Annotated in this window: 14 protein-coding genes; 12 read left to right on the top strand and 2 right to left on the bottom strand. The window is 33.1% G+C overall.

Annotated elements, in window-relative coordinates:
• From K6343_06030 to gdhA, 3 genes are all read left to right on the top strand, one after another.
• The coding region (locus K6343_06030) for a radical SAM protein (GenBank protein MEF3245514.1) at nucleotides 1-331 on the top strand (331 nt) is incomplete at its 5' end.
• A gap of 2 nt (nucleotides 332-333) precedes the next feature.
• On the top strand, nucleotides 334-1,362 hold the full coding sequence (locus K6343_06035; GenBank protein ID MEF3245515.1) for a flippase-like domain-containing protein: 1,029 nt from the start codon (nucleotides 334-336) through the stop codon (nucleotides 1,360-1,362).
• Between the two features lie 109 nt (nucleotides 1,363-1,471).
• On the top strand, nucleotides 1,472-2,830 hold the full coding sequence (gene gdhA / locus K6343_06040; protein ID MEF3245516.1) for an NADP-specific glutamate dehydrogenase: 1,359 nt from the start codon (nucleotides 1,472-1,474) through the stop codon (nucleotides 2,828-2,830).
• A 419-nt stretch (nucleotides 2,831-3,249) separates the two neighbouring features.
• Here gdhA and K6343_06045 read toward each other — a convergent pair whose 3' ends face one another.
• The gene (locus K6343_06045) at nucleotides 3,250-3,459 is read right to left on the bottom strand and encodes a DUF2892 domain-containing protein (GenBank protein ID MEF3245517.1); all 210 of its coding nucleotides are present in this window, start codon (nucleotides 3,457-3,459) and stop codon (nucleotides 3,250-3,252) included.
• Between the two features lie 141 nt (nucleotides 3,460-3,600).
• Between K6343_06045 and K6343_06050 the strand changes: the two genes are divergently transcribed.
• From K6343_06050 to K6343_06065, 4 genes are all read left to right on the top strand, one after another.
• A complete protein-coding gene (locus K6343_06050; GenBank protein MEF3245518.1) occupies nucleotides 3,601-4,377 on the top strand; it encodes a hypothetical protein in 777 nt (258 codons plus the stop codon).
• Entirely contained in the window at nucleotides 4,367-7,195 is a 2,829-nt protein-coding gene (gene uvrA / locus K6343_06055) for an excinuclease ABC subunit UvrA (protein ID MEF3245519.1), read from the top strand. The genes K6343_06050 and uvrA overlap by 11 nt, the downstream gene beginning before the upstream one ends.
• 282 nt (nucleotides 7,196-7,477) lie before the next feature.
• The gene (locus tag K6343_06060) at nucleotides 7,478-8,020 is read left to right on the top strand and encodes a hypothetical protein (protein MEF3245520.1); all 543 of its coding nucleotides are present in this window, start codon (nucleotides 7,478-7,480) and stop codon (nucleotides 8,018-8,020) included.
• A gap of 230 nt (nucleotides 8,021-8,250) precedes the next feature.
• On the top strand, nucleotides 8,251-8,901 hold the full coding sequence (locus tag K6343_06065) for a peroxiredoxin (GenBank protein MEF3245521.1): 651 nt from the start codon (nucleotides 8,251-8,253) through the stop codon (nucleotides 8,899-8,901).
• 50 nt (nucleotides 8,902-8,951) lie between these two features.
• Here K6343_06065 and K6343_06070 read toward each other — a convergent pair whose 3' ends face one another.
• Nucleotides 8,952-9,557 carry an indolepyruvate oxidoreductase subunit beta gene (locus K6343_06070; protein MEF3245522.1) on the bottom strand — a complete coding sequence of 202 codons (606 nt, stop codon included), beginning with the start codon at nucleotides 9,555-9,557 and terminating at the stop codon, nucleotides 8,952-8,954.
• Nucleotides 9,558-9,930: 373 nt separating this feature from the next.
• Between K6343_06070 and K6343_06075 the strand changes: the two genes are divergently transcribed.
• From K6343_06075 to K6343_06095, 5 genes are read left to right on the top strand one after another with little or no spacing between them, the layout of a single operon-like run.
• Nucleotides 9,931-10,611 carry a class I SAM-dependent methyltransferase gene (locus K6343_06075; GenBank protein ID MEF3245523.1) on the top strand — a complete coding sequence of 227 codons (681 nt, stop codon included), beginning with the start codon at nucleotides 9,931-9,933 and terminating at the stop codon, nucleotides 10,609-10,611.
• Nucleotides 10,605-10,865, top strand: coding sequence for a Ykof family thiamine-binding protein (locus K6343_06080; GenBank protein ID MEF3245524.1), 261 nt, complete (start codon nucleotides 10,605-10,607; stop codon nucleotides 10,863-10,865). The genes K6343_06075 and K6343_06080 overlap by 7 nt, the downstream gene beginning before the upstream one ends.
• Nucleotides 10,862-11,728, top strand: coding sequence for a hypothetical protein (locus K6343_06085; protein MEF3245525.1), 867 nt, complete (start codon nucleotides 10,862-10,864; stop codon nucleotides 11,726-11,728). The genes K6343_06080 and K6343_06085 overlap by 4 nt, the downstream gene beginning before the upstream one ends.
• Entirely contained in the window at nucleotides 11,706-12,716 is a 1,011-nt protein-coding gene (locus K6343_06090; protein MEF3245526.1) for a radical SAM protein, read from the top strand. Before K6343_06085 ends, K6343_06090 begins: the two co-directional genes overlap by 23 nt.
• Nucleotides 12,694-14,172 carry a hypothetical protein gene (locus K6343_06095; GenBank protein ID MEF3245527.1) on the top strand — a complete coding sequence of 493 codons (1,479 nt, stop codon included), beginning with the start codon at nucleotides 12,694-12,696 and terminating at the stop codon, nucleotides 14,170-14,172. Before K6343_06090 ends, K6343_06095 begins: the two co-directional genes overlap by 23 nt.
• The last annotated feature ends 299 nt before the right edge of the window (nucleotides 14,173-14,471 follow it).

Raw genomic sequence — 14,471 nt, forward strand, 5'->3', positions numbered from 1 at the left:
CTTTAAAGAAATACAGAAACTCCAACCGTATTCAGATAACCTTTTAAGACCATGTATGCTTGTAGACAGCCCTGATGTATTTAGAAAAATAGGGTCTTTACCCAATGTGCGTTCTACTGATGGCACTTTAGAAAATATGTCAAAAGATGTAGGAAAACACCTTGATGAACTTTCAAAGAAATGGGAAGAACTCTCAAGACCTGTATTTGAAAGAGACTTCCCTGAAGTTGCAAATAAAGTTAGAGAGTACAAAAGGAAGAAAGAAGAAATCATTAAAAAGGCAAACGGAAATATTGAACAATTTTATGTATCCAATAAGATAGAAAAGTAAACATGGGTAGGAGCACTCCAAAATCTAACGATATTTTAAGAAGAGTTCTCCTGCTTTCTTTATTCGTATTTCTTTTTCTTGTATTTTTAATATTCAAAAATGTTTCACTTTCGGAACTTATCCAAAGGATAAATATCTCTTGGTTTCTTATGCTTTTCTTAAACATGTTCATAGTAATACTTTTAAATGGTGTTAAGTTTAGGCTCCTTGTAAATAGTGTTGGTAATGATATACCTTATATAGACGCTCTTAAAATAGTCCTTTCATCTGTTTTTGCCTCTAACATTACTCCTTATTATTCTGGAGGAATTGTAGCTCAGATATACCTTTTAAAACGTTTGAAAAACGGAACGAGTTCTGCAACACTTATTTCGGTAATGTATACAATACTTACAATAGTGGTTGCCTTAATTTTTGCGGTGATCCTTTTAATATTACCCCATCCATTTTTAAAAAGCATAAGAGGAACATTTATTTTTTCAATCATTGTGCTTGCCTTTTTGTTTTCAAGTTTTGCTCTTTTCCTTATGGTGAACCCAACTAAAGCAAAACGGTTAGTAAGTCTTCTTTTTAAGAAGTTTTCCCTAAAGGTTGATTTATTAAAAATTAATCTTGAAATTGATGCTTTTTCAGAGGGCTTAAGATTCATCATAAAAGATAAAAAACATTTAATCAATCTCGTATTAGTAAATTTGGTAAGCCAATTTCTTCATAATTTGATTGGTTTAACGAGTCTTAAGGCTATAGGGATACAATTCGATTTTTATGAAGCATTAATAACACAAATTGCGTCAAGTTTTGTTGCAACAATTGGCATTATTCCAGGAGGGATGGGGATAACTGAGGGAACATACCTACTTTTGTTTATACCAATTGCTCTTAAGTATGCACCTCTTCAAACATTTCTTTTTAGAATGTTTTCTTACTACATTCCTTCTATCCTGGGTGCAATAGTGTTTTATAAAACTTTAGGGTCTTTTACAGAAGAGGTATTTAAAAACAGCAGTTTACTTCGTGATGAAGGTCACTAATGATTGTAAAAATAAATTTGTTTTTTTTATTAAAATTTGTTACAATATACTGGCATGAAGAACCAAAATATATTTATGAAAAGAAAATAGAATAAGAAGGAGGTTAAGTATGTCTCAGATTGATGAAGTAATTGAAAAAGTAAAAACACAAGACAAAGATCAACCAGAATTTGTTCAAGCAGTAACAGAGGTTTTAACAACTTTAAAACCTACCGAAGAAAAGCATCCAGAATTTGTAAAAGCAAAAATTTATGAAAGGATTGTAGAGCCTGATAGGATAATTATCTTTAGAGTTCCATGGGAAGATGATGAAGGAGTTGTTCATGTAAACAGAGGTTTTAGAGTCCAGTTTAACAACGCTATTGGACCTTACAAAGGTGGATTAAGATTTCACCCTTCTGTTAACCTTGGTATCATAAAATTCCTTGGCTTTGAACAGATTTTTAAAAACGCTTTAACAACTCTTCCAATGGGTGGTGGAAAGGGTGGCTCCGATTTTGATCCAAAGGGAAAAAGCGATAGGGAAGTAATGAGATTTACCTATGCATTTATGAGAGAACTCTATAGGCACATTGGTCCAGATACCGATGTTCCTGCTGGTGATATTGGAGTTGGTGCTCGTGAAATTGGATATCTTTTCGGTTACTATAAGAAGATTGTAAATGAGCATACAGGTGTCCTTACTGGAAAAGGGTTTGAATACGGTGGAAGCCTTATAAGGCCAGAAGCAACAGGATATGGACTTGTTTACTTTACTTCTGAGATGCTTGCAACAAAAGGAACGGACTTTAAAGGTAAAGTTGTATCAGTGAGTGGATCTGGAAACGTCGCTCAATATGCAGTAGAAAAGGTTAACCACCTTGGAGGTAAGGTAATTACACTTTCTGATTCAAACGGAACTATTGTAGATGAAGAAGGCATTGATCTAAAGAAACTTGCTTTCGTAATGGATCTTAAAAATGTTAAAAGAGGAAGAATAAAGGAATACATTGATCAGTATCCTCATGCAAAATATTTTGAAAGTAAATCCGTTTGGGATGTAATAAGAGACGAAGGTTTAAAAGTAGATGTTGCTCTTCCTTGTGCTACACAAAATGAGATTGACGGCAGTCACGCAAGTGCACTTGTTCAAAACGGGGTTATCGCAGTTGCAGAAGGTGCAAATATGCCTTCAAATCTTGATGCAATTAATATATTTAAAGATAATAAGATACTCTACGGCCCAGCAAAGGCTGCTAATGCAGGTGGTGTAGCTGTATCCGGTCTTGAAATGACTCAAAATAGTATAAGATTACAGTGGACAAGGGAAGAAGTTGATAGTAAATTAAGAGAGATAATGAAAAACATTCACGATGTTTCACTTCAAGTAGCAGAAGCATATGGTTATCCTGGAGATTACCTTGTTGGAGCAAACATTGCTGGGTTTATAAAGGTAGCTAAAGCAATGCTTGCCTACGGTATCGTATAAAATTAGAAAAAGTATTTAACGTAAACTTTAAGGAGGCCTAAGGGTTGTTAAAACAGGCCTCCTTCTTTATTTCAGAAGCGTTCCTTTTGTCACTCCGAGCCCCATTCAGTCATTCTAATGAGTCGTTTTTTATCTTTACTGTGTCATTCTGTAATATTCTCCTTAACGAAGCTAAGTGTTTTAAGAAGCAAAGAACCTCATCCTTTACTCTAGGGGAAAAGTTCCCCCAGATACTCTCCCTCTTTTTCTGTTTTACGAATAAAGGAGTTTTAAAGGAGATTAGTTACCCTCTCAATTTTAAGGAAGAATTTTACATTCGTGAGGTAAACGTCCCCTAAAGTATCACACTTACAAGTTTTGTTAAAGCACTACATTCACCTTAACAAAGAAAAAAACCTATAAAATTATTACTCTTAATCCTATTTTTTTGTGGAGAAATTAAACACTTTGTATAGAAGACAAAAGCCAGTAAGGCCTGTAATTAAGGCAATTGCTCCTATTACAATAAAAACTATTTTCAAAGTTCCGTTAAGGTTTGCAAAAACTGATAAGCCAATTAAAAGAAGTCCAACTATTATTCTAATGGTTCTATCGAGATTGTTTTCGTTTGGTAAAAGAAATGCACCCATTTTTTCACCTCCCAATTTAAATTTAAATTACTTTACTATAATTATAGCTAATTTATTCTTTTTGTCAAGCTTGAATTTTTAACGCTCACTATTTACAAATTTTCTAAATTTCTTATAATATTTACTTGATAAAGATAAAAAATGGAAAAAGTAATTAGGGTAGATAAAAAGGTTTATTTAGAAGCGTTTTTAATTTCTTTAATCCCTATTCTTTCTGCACTTCTTAATAGGTTCCTTAGTATAACTAATCCTTATTTAGGTATTATTCTTACGGTTAGTGGCCAGTTTATCATTAGCACGTCTATAGTTGGGTTAATAACTCTTTTAGAAGGTGGTATTGTAAAAGAGCTATTTTTAATTACCATAATATTCAATTCAATAATATTCTTTTTAAGACTTATTACTTTTTCTTTGCCTTATGGTATATTTTTGCGTATTTTTTCAGCCCTTCTACCTATAACTTATATTGGTATCGAAACTGTTTTTCTTGGAAGTATTCCACTTGTTTCAAATTTGCAAAGCATAAGGCCTTTTTACGGCATTCTTTTGATTGTCTTTTTAAAATTTTTGATAAATTACTTTGTTATGGTGCCTATTTTGAATACCACAGTTGATATTCATATTATAATATTTCTTATCTTCATAAGCCAACTAATTCCAATGGTTCTCTTTGCAAAATTACCGTTTAATATGGCAAAGTTTGATATTAATCAAGCAATTTTAAAGAGTTTAAATGAATTTAAAACGCATTTAAGAGCCTCACTAACCATTGGTGGTATATACTCCATAATTATTTCGGTTGTGTCCGTGTTTAATTTTATGGAAGCGTCGGAATATTTAATACCTCTTTTACTTAACTACATTTCTTCTTTAGTGTTTATTTACTTCTTTGTGTGGATCTCAGAATATGAGAGATGATATTTACATTAAAGGTGCAAGGGTTCATAACCTTAAGAATATTACCCTTACGATTCCACGTAATAAACTTGTGGTAATTACAGGTGTATCAGGTTCAGGTAAGTCATCGCTTGCCTTTGATACGATTTATGCAGAAGGTCAAAGAAGGTATGTAGAGTCATTATCTGCTTATGCAAGACAGTTCATAGGTCTCATGGAAAAGCCCGATGTTGATATTATAGAAGGTCTTTCGCCTGCAATCGCCATAGACCAAAAAGGAGCAAGCAAAAACCCGCGCTCAACTGTGGGGACAATAACAGAGATATACGATTACTTGAGACTTTTATATGCAAGAATAGGTATTCCACATTGTCCAAGAGATGGCACAGAAATAAAAAAGCAAACGCCAGACGAAATTTTAGACCAAATTTTTCAAAATTTTCCTTACAAAAAAATCGAAATTATCGCACCTCTTGTAAGAGGAAGGAAAGGTGAATACAAAGCACTCTTTGAAAAATACCTAAAAAAAGGCTTTGTTAGAGTGCGTGTTGATGGCAGTATGTATAACTTGCAAGAGGAGATTCCTCTTGATAAAAATAAAAAACACGATATAGACCTTGTTGTTGATAGAGTTGTAGTTATTGAAGAAGAGAAAAGTAGAATTGAAGACTCCATAGAACTTGCACTCTCAGAAGGTGATGGTATTGTAAAAGTTCATCTTGAAGATGGAAGTGAACATCTTTATTCTTCAAAATTTGCTTGCCCTGTCTGTGGTTTTTCAATTGAAGAAATTGAACCGAGACTCTTTTCCTTTAATTCGCCCTATGGAGCGTGCCCTGAGTGCTCTGGGCTTGGTTTCAAAATCGAACCAGACCCTGACCTAATTGTAAGGAATTGGGATTTAAGCCTTGAAGAGGGTACCATACAAATTCCAGGGTTTAGAGGTTTTGATACTTACACTTTTCAGATTCTTTTGGAAGTTGCAAAGAAAAATGGCATTGATACATTTAAACCACTTAAGAAATTTACAAAAGATGAACTTAATCTCATTTTTTATGGGACAGACTCTTCTACTTCTGTAAAAGTAAAAAACAAAAATGGTGACACATTCAATTTTACTACCTATTTTGAGGGTGTGGTGAATCTTCTTAAAAGAAGATACGAAGAAACCGATTCTGAAGCAATGAAAGAAGAATACGAAAAATTCATGAGAAGAGTTGAGTGTCCTGTATGCCATGGAAAAAGGTTAAAGGAAGAAGCACTTTCTGTAACTGTTTCAAATATGAATATTGCAGAATTAACGAGTTTATCTATAGAAAGTGCATACCATTTCTTTAACAAACTTGAAAATAAACTCAGCGAAAAAGAGAAACTCATTTCTCATCAGATAATAAAGGAAATTAAAAATAGATTGAGGTTTCTGTTGGATGTAGGTCTTGGATACCTTACTTTGGATAGACCTTCGGAAACTCTTGCAGGAGGAGAAGCACAGAGGATCCGTCTTGCAACTCAAGTTGGTTCAAAGTTAGTTGGTGTTCTATATGTTCTTGATGAACCTTCAATAGGTTTACATCCAAAGGATACCGATAAGCTTTTACATACTCTAAAAGAGTTAAAAGACCTTGGAAATACAGTTATTGTGGTAGAGCATGACGAAGAGACGATTAGAGAAGCAGATTATATTGTAGATATTGGACCTTATGCAGGCGAAGAAGGTGGCTATATCGTGAAGACTGGCACACTTCAAGATATTATTAACGAAAAGCGTTCCCTAACAGGAAAGTATCTCAAAGGCGAACTTAAAATCCCTATTCCAAAGGAGAGAAGAAGGGGTAATGGTGAAATGCTCACTCTAAAAGGTGTAAGAGAACACAACCTTAAGAATATTGATGTTTCATTCCCTTTACACACATTTATTTGCATAACAGGTGTCTCTGGCTCTGGAAAATCAACCCTCATATACGATGTTTTGTTCAAAGCACTAATGAATAAACTTTACAAATCAAAAGAAGAGCCTGGTAAATTCGATAAAATTGAAGGGATAGAGTATGTAGATAAGGTAGTAATGGTTGATCAGTCCCCAATAGGTCGAACACCAAGGTCGAATCCTGCAACATACACAGGTGCATTTACACCGATAAGAGAACTTTTTGCAAGCCTGCCAGAAGCAAAAGCAAGGGGATACAAGGCAGGTAGATTTAGTTTTAATATGCATTCTGGAAGATGTGAAGCATGCCAAGGCAACGGGTATATAAAAGTTGAAATGCAGTTTTTACCAGATGTTTATGTGCCATGTGAGGTATGCCATGGTAAAAGATATAATAGAGAAACTTTAGAGATAAAATACAAAGGGAAAAGTATAGCCGATGTGCTTGATATGAGTGTAAGCGAAGCACTTTCATTTTTTGAGAATATCCCTGAAATAAAAAGAAAACTCAAATTTCTTGATGATGTAGGGCTTGGATACATAAAGTTAGGGCAATCTGCACCTACTCTTTCTGGCGGGGAAGCGCAACGAGTTAAATTGGCTGCCGAACTTCAAAAAAGAGGCACAGGTAGGACCATATATTTCCTTGATGAACCAACTACAGGTTTACATTTTGCAGATGTCCACAAACTGATAGAAGTTTTACAGAGACTTGTAGACCAAGAAAATACTGTAATAGTTATTGAGCATAATTTGGATGTAATTAAATCGGCAGATTATGTGATTGACCTTGGCCCAGAAGGTGGAGAAAAGGGTGGATATGTTGTGGGGACAGGCACTCCAGAAGAGATTGTAAAGAATGAAAAATCATTTACTGGACAGTATTTAAAGAAAGTTCTACTGCAAGAATAATTTACAAATTAATCTTTTATAATCCTTTAAAAAATATAAAAAAGAGTAGAGACAGAACACTTTCATGACCTTCTCTTTTAAAACGGGGAAATTGAGAAATGAACCCTCTTCTAATATTTACAGCGTAAGAACTTTTGGCAAGAAAATTTATTATTCTTTTGAATTTTTGGTGTTGCATCTTACCAACTTTATTAAAAATTTTTGCAAATTATTGAAATGTGTTAAAATACTTATCTAAATCTATGGAATTATATTAAAAAATACATAAGGGGTGATTTTAGGATGTTTCATTTAGAAATTAGCGAAAAAGACAAAGAAAACATAAAGATGCTTTTCCCTATAATTGAGAATTATGGGTACGAAATAGTAGACGAAGTAATTAAAACATTCTCTAAAGATGAAGAGGCAGTTAAAGCTTTACAAGAGAATAATGTTTCATTTGAACAAGCAAGAGATTCATGGTTTTATTTGTTAAAAACTGTTTTTTCTCCAGAATTTGGTGAAGAATCCGCAAAGAAAATTTCTACAATTGGTAAAACTTATGTTGATTTAGACATCAAAGGGAGTTTATTAACCCAGGTTGCATTTTTACTTTTACTAAAGACTATTGATAAAATTATATCCCTTAATTTAGATAATTTTACAGATTTGCTTAAGTCCATGATAAAATTATTTGCTTACTCTTTTGCGATATTTTCTGATTCGTATAGAAAAGAGATGATTGATTCATTCCTTGAACTTACAGGGTTTAACGAAAACCTTTTTTCAACACAAATAAAAGTAGCAAGAAAAAGACGTCGAGAAAAGTCTAAGGTAACTAACTGACAACCTTAATATATTTTTTGTTGTTGAATATCTTTTAATTTTTTTATAGGATGGTTGTATAGTGATTTTGAATATGCAATCATCCTTAAATCATTTATAATACATATTTAAGTTTTTTCTTTTTTACATTTCTTTAATTTTTTTTAAAGACCATTATTGCCTCTTGACAAAAAAATTTTTTATACTAAAATTAATTAGTTTAGAATAATTTTAAATTAGGAGGTGAAGAAATGGAAGAAATGCATAGATTACCTTTATTAGGTGAAAAATTTCCAGAATTTACTGTCAAAACGACTCATGGTGTAAAAAAATTACCAGAAGATTACAAAGGAAAGTGGTTTGTTCTCTTTAGCCACCCAGCAGATTTTACACCTGTTTGCACCACAGAATTTGTGGCGTTTGCAAAAAGATATGAACAATTCAAAAATCTCAACACAGAACTCATTGGTCTTTCTATTGACCAGGTATTTTCTCACATTAAATGGGTAGAGTGGATCGAAAATACACTAAAAGTCCAAATTCCTTTCCCTATCATTGCTGATGATAGAGGAGAAGTTGCAGAAGCACTCGGCATGATTCATAAAGGAAAGGGAACCAACACAGTAAGAGCAGTATTTATTGTAGATGACAAAGGAATTTTAAGACTCATGCTCTACTACCCACAAGAAGTTGGTAGAAACATGGATGAAATAGTAAGAATTGTAAAAGCCTTACAACTTTCAGATAGAGAAGGCGTTGCAATTCCTGCAAATTGGCCCGACAACGAACTCATAAAGGATGAAGTTATCGTTCCGCCTGCAGCAGATGTTGAAACTGCAGCTAAAAGAATGAAAGAATACACTTGCTTTGATTGGTGGTTCTGCCATAAGAAAGCAAAATAATAACATAATTTTTAATAGGGTGGGCTAAAAGCCTACCCTATTTTTACTTATTACATTAATTCAATTAGAAGTGATTTGCCAATTTCATAACCTCGATTAAAGGCTTTTAGGTTCAAATTTATAAACTGTGGTTTGAACGATTCTTTTATAGTTTCTTCTATGTATTCTTTTTCAATAGGAAAGTCTTTAATAGAAGTAGCTGCTCCAAGAATTACCATGTTAGAAAGGATACTTGCACCAATTTCTTCTGCAACTTTGTCTGCATTGAAAGCAATTACAAGTTTTAAGAGTTTTTTTAATTCTTCAATGTAAGTTTTCCCGTGTAGATATTCACCCATACCAAGAGAAACGGTGAAAGGAACAATCTCACTTTCGTTTACAATTGCAATGGTATTTTTACTTAATTTTGGTAAGCTTCTTACCGCTTCTAAGGGTTCAAAAGCAAGTAGTAAATTTGTTCTACCATTTTTAATGATTGGCCCATTAACATCGCCTATACGCACTTCAACTGGCACAACACCTCCTCTTTGGGACATACCATGAATTTCTGAGGTAACGACATTTAATCCCTTTTTAATGCAAGCTTCTCCAATGATAGTTGAAGTTTTAACTACTCCTTGACCGCCTACACCTGTTATGTAGATATTGTATTCCATAATTTCACCTCAATACATATTACATTAAACTTTCTTAAATGCAAATATTCTTTGTTATAATGGTTTTCTTTTAAGTTGTAAAAAGTGAAATCCCGAGGCTTTCCTTTATTGCGTCTCTTCACTTCTTATGCCATTAGAACAACATTTAAATATTTCTCGTTAAAGCAAAGTATGGCTATGCCTTAATAATGATGCAAGATAATATCTTTAATCGACAAATTTTGTTTGAGTCTATAGAATCACTTTGCGGGGATTACATTCCTAAAAAAGCAAGGTGTTTCAACTTGGTAAGAGTGGAAAATACTAAGCTTTCAACTTCAATATTATCTTACTTTTTATTAAACAATAAACCTATTTATGATATAATTAGATTATGGAAGAGAAATTTAACGAAATTGCAAACGAGTATGATAAATGGTTTGAAACTGAAGTAGGGAGTGTTGTAAAACAACTTGAACTAAAAGCGCTTTTGGAATCTTTAGGAGATATAGAGGGCAAATCTATCCTTGAAGTGGGTATTGGAACCGCTCTATTTGCAATGGAATTGAGAAAACTCAACGCTACTGTTTATGGTATAGATCCAGCAGAGAATATGCTTAAAATTGCTCAATCAAGAGGTTTTGATGTTAAATTCGGCTATGGTGAAGCAATACCATTTGAAGACAACACTTTTGATATAACTCTGTCAATGACATCCATGGAGAATTCAAAATTCCCACAGAAATTCATAAAAGAGATGGTAAGAGTAACAAAACCTAAAGGTAAAGTTGTTGTAGCAGTTTTAAACACGCTTTCGTTTTATGGAGTCTCAAGAAGAATAAGAGGCTTTTTTAGTAAAGATGATCTATTCAAAGGAATGCACTTCTATAACTACTTTGAACTTGAAAAATTGATGAAAGCGTTTTTATGTGATGTTTCTACAAATTCATCGGTATTCTTTAATCCATCACCTCCGAAATTTATTCTTAAAAAAGCCGAGAGCCTTGAAGCGTTTGGAAGAAAATATTTAAAGCCATTTGGCGCATTACTTATTTCAGGAGGAATAAAATGTTAATAACAGCACAATTTTCAATTTACCCCTTGAGGGTAGAAAATTATGGTGATTATGTTTATGAAACTGTCAGAATTGTAAAAAGTTTTGGTCTTGATGTAGAGATTGGACCAACAAGTTCTATTACCTATGGAGAGTCAGAAACAGTCTTAAAAGCCTTTAATGAAGTAATGGAGAAACTTGGCGGCAAAATTCACTTTGTTTTTGTAATAACAGTTTCAAACGCTTGTCCAAAACCGGGTAAAGAAGAAAAGTGATATTTCTATTCTATCCTTCAAAAGAAACGCTTGAGGTAAGTCTTACAGGAAGTGCGTGTGCGTTGAAATGCGCTCACTGTAATGCTCAATACCTTTCAAACATGAAATCAAAGGAGAGTATCTTAAACATCCTTGAAAAAAATCCGAACAAATTTAAAAGCATTCTTATAAGTGGAGGCTCAACTTTAGAAGGTAAAGTGCCAATTCTTGAACATATGGACTTTATTAAGAAAGTGCATTCAATGGGCTTGACGCTTAATTTTCATACGGGGCTTTTAAGCGAAGAGGAAATTAGAACAATTAAGCCTTTTGTAGGGCGTATTTCCTTTGATTTTGTTTATGATGATCGGGTAATACAGGAAGTTTACCATCTGAAAGAGAAAACAAAAGAAGACTTCGAAAAAACATACCTTCTTATGAGAAGAATTATTGGCGGGCGAATAGAAAATGAATATGGTTATCCTTCAAGTAGAGTTGTCCCTCATATAACTTTCGGGCTTAAATGTGGAGAAATAGATTCGGGAGAGGAAGACGCTCTTGATGAACTTGCCTTTATAAAGCCAACACTTCTTGTGATAAACGTGTTTATTCCAACAAAAGGGACTCCTTTTGAAAATTGCAAAACCCCAGATTTGGATAAGGTCTTAAAATTAATTGATAAGGCATATAGAAGAATGTCAAGGACAACAACTCTTTTTTTGGGTTGTATGCGTCCTTTTGGTTACTACAGAGACATGCTCGATGTGGAAGCCTATAAACTTGGAGTAAAGGGGTTTGTGCTGCCCTCAAGAAAGTTAACTGAACTTTTGGAAAGAGACGGTGTTGAGGTTAAAAAAATAAATGAATGTTGCGCACTTATCTAACAAGACTGCTTTAGATTTTGACATAAGAGTTTCAATTGGAAGTCTTGCTCTTCTAAACATGAGGGATATTAAAATTTTAGCGAAACCAACAACCATTTACCTAATGGTTGAGGAACACTGTATGTTTAACTGTCTTTACTGTGCCCAGGCAAGGGAATCAAAAGCAAACTTTGAAAATCTTTCTCGTATAACCTGGCCCAAAGAAAAGTTTGGTAAAGTTCTTGAAAGCCTTATAACCTATAAAGATAAGTATAAAAGAATCTGTTTTCAGGTAGTAAACGGAAGAAACTATTTTGAAAACCTTGTTGGCTTTCTTAGGGCTATGAAAGAGGTAAATCTAAACGTTCCCATATCTATTTCCATAAGAGAATCTAATGAAGAGAGGATTAAACAACTCTTTGAACTTGGTGTTGAAAGAATTGGCCTTCCAATAGATGTTGTCTCAAAAGAAAATTTTTCAAAAATTAGGGGTGGAAATTACGAAGAAACATTTAATAAAATTATTGCTTTTGGAAGAGAATTTAAAGGAAGAATTACAACCCATATTATCGTAGGCCTTTTAGAGACGGATGAAGAACTTATAAATGCCATGAAAGGCTTTTTTGATAATAGTGTTTTGGTTTCACTTTTTGCTTTTACCCCTATTAAAGGCACTCCATTAGAACATTTTAAAACTGTTCCCCTTGAAAGGTATAGGAAGATGCAGTTTGTAAGAAGCCTAATTTTCAAGAATATTCCGTTTTCTCCTATCTATGAGAAAGATACATTAAAGGCAATTGAAATGGATTATAAAAAAGAATTTATTGAAAGCCTTTTAAATGATCTTACAATTTATATGACGCAAGGGTGCCCAAATTGTAATAGGCCTTTCTATAATGAAAAACCTAATGGCCCGATGTATAACTTCCCAACTATGCCAACAATTGGAAATAATGTTGTTTCGTCCTATGTATCCCAAGTAGTTGATGGAAAAGTTATCTTTAAGTGAACTTATACTTCTTTTGGAAATTGGTGCATACTTGCATGATATTGGAAAACTTTCAAGTTATTTCATCTTTTCTAAAGCTAAGGGAGCTAATATCAAAGATTTTCACGGCCAAATACTTTTTTTAGATTACAAAACTGGAAAAATTAGTCAAAGGCTTTACGAGTTTTTAAATACCGATATTTACAAACTTCTTAATATGGATGGAACCTTCAAAGATGTTGAACTTAACTTTTCACTTCTGCATATGGTATGTGCGCATCATGGTTGCTCAAGGTGTTTAAAAGATGGAGCTTGTCCTCTTAAAGACAGGATAGAAAATTTTAAAATTATGTCTCTTTTAAAGACAGTTGACCATATGGATGCTTCAAATCCGTTAGATTCAGGAAAACAGGGGTTTTTTAATGTTTCTATTGATAAGTTTTTTAAAAAAGAAGAAGTGCCTGTAAAAAACCTTAACAAGATAAGAGAGGAACTTTACAATAAACTCGATGAAGTTGTATTAAAGTATGATAAAAAAGAAATAGATACCAAAACTTTAAGAAATAGCATTATAGATACCACAAAAGGACCATTTTTGAAAACTCTCTCAGAGACCAGGTTATACGCAAATGATATAACCCTTTTTGACCATTCTTTTGCAACATCAACTTTGTTTAAAGCATATCTTAGCGCCTATTTTTATTTTGACTTTCCATTCCCTAAGAATTTTTCAACGGTTCGATACTACTATATAAAGTTTAAAAAAGACGAGGCGTTAAAACACAATTTAGAAATTTCTTACGCCTTATCTAATGTTGTATATGTAGATGATTTTTTTTATACGGTTTATCCTGCAATAAATAAAAAATCTGTAAAAAGTAAGCTAAAAGAAATAGTGGGAGAATACGAAATTATTAAAGACCCATATGAGCTTTTTCCTCAATACAAAGATTTTTTAAACCATTTAAAAGTAAAAGATATAGAGGCAATCAAAGAAAACTACACTGAAAAAGAAGCCCTTTTAGATGTAAAAAGGGTCGTTTACTTTGCGATACTCCAGGAAAAGGAAGAATATATAAGAAAGATGAAGAGTTTTACAAGACACTTAAGGAATGTTTCAAAAGGAATTACAAAAAACAAGAATAATTTTGTAAAATTTTTAAAAAAACTGATAGAATTAAAGGCATTAAAAAAGCATATCGAAGCACCTCCAAAAGTAGAGCAAATAAGAAAGTTTTTGGGAGTGCAAACTTCAAAAGAATTTGAACCCTATTTAGAAGAATACTTTGACCTTATTACATCTCCCATTAGGCCACCATCACCTAAAGAGATGTCAAAAATGTTTTTGAAGTATTTTAGAAAAACACACTCCTTTAAAAAAGTTCTTATGTATTTTGTTATCGTTAGGCCAATGACACTTGGAAGAGCCATTGCCTTTGGAAGAACTTACAAAAACATACAAACACCAACAAATTAAGAACTTTCTTACTTTTTGTTTTTCTTACCCATAACCTCCAAGAAGGCTTTATACTCTTCTGAACCTTCACGTAGCATAACTCCCTTACCATACTAAAAAGGATGAAAGAAGAGGTTCCTTGCTATCGCCATTTATGAAAAACTTCACTGGTTCATATCTTAATAAATAAAGTAGGCTTTAAGCCTGCCCATGTTTTTAAAAAAACATCAAGGGTTTTTCCATTCTTGTTTTGGCAGTATCCACCTTGTTCCTTCGTATCCGTATTCAATTACTTCTCCAGTTGTTGGATTTATAAAATA

The organism is Caldisericaceae bacterium, assembly GCA_036574215.1.
GTDB lineage: Bacteria > Caldisericota > Caldisericia > Caldisericales > Caldisericaceae > Caldisericum.

Excerpts from the sequence above, each read along its gene's own strand:
- K6343_06035 (MEF3245515.1), top strand. The coding sequence starts at position 334 with ATGGGTAGGAGCACTCCAAAATCTAACGATATTTTAAGAAGAGTTCTC.
- gdhA (MEF3245516.1), top strand. The coding sequence starts at position 1,472 with ATGTCTCAGATTGATGAAGTAATTGAAAAAGTAAAAACACAAGACAAA.
- K6343_06045 (MEF3245517.1), bottom strand. The coding sequence starts at position 3,459 with ATGGGTGCATTTCTTTTACCAAACGAAAACAATCTCGATAGAACCATT.
- K6343_06050 (MEF3245518.1), top strand. The coding sequence starts at position 3,601 with ATGGAAAAAGTAATTAGGGTAGATAAAAAGGTTTATTTAGAAGCGTTT.
- uvrA (MEF3245519.1), top strand. The coding sequence starts at position 4,367 with ATGAGAGATGATATTTACATTAAAGGTGCAAGGGTTCATAACCTTAAG.
- K6343_06060 (MEF3245520.1), top strand. The coding sequence starts at position 7,478 with ATGTTTCATTTAGAAATTAGCGAAAAAGACAAAGAAAACATAAAGATG.
- K6343_06065 (MEF3245521.1), top strand. The coding sequence starts at position 8,251 with ATGGAAGAAATGCATAGATTACCTTTATTAGGTGAAAAATTTCCAGAA.
- K6343_06070 (MEF3245522.1), bottom strand. The coding sequence starts at position 9,557 with ATGGAATACAATATCTACATAACAGGTGTAGGCGGTCAAGGAGTAGTT.
- K6343_06075 (MEF3245523.1), top strand. The coding sequence starts at position 9,931 with ATGGAAGAGAAATTTAACGAAATTGCAAACGAGTATGATAAATGGTTT.
- K6343_06080 (MEF3245524.1), top strand. The coding sequence starts at position 10,605 with ATGTTAATAACAGCACAATTTTCAATTTACCCCTTGAGGGTAGAAAAT.
- K6343_06090 (MEF3245526.1), top strand. The coding sequence starts at position 11,706 with ATGAATGTTGCGCACTTATCTAACAAGACTGCTTTAGATTTTGACATA.
- K6343_06095 (MEF3245527.1), top strand. The coding sequence starts at position 12,694 with ATGGAAAAGTTATCTTTAAGTGAACTTATACTTCTTTTGGAAATTGGT.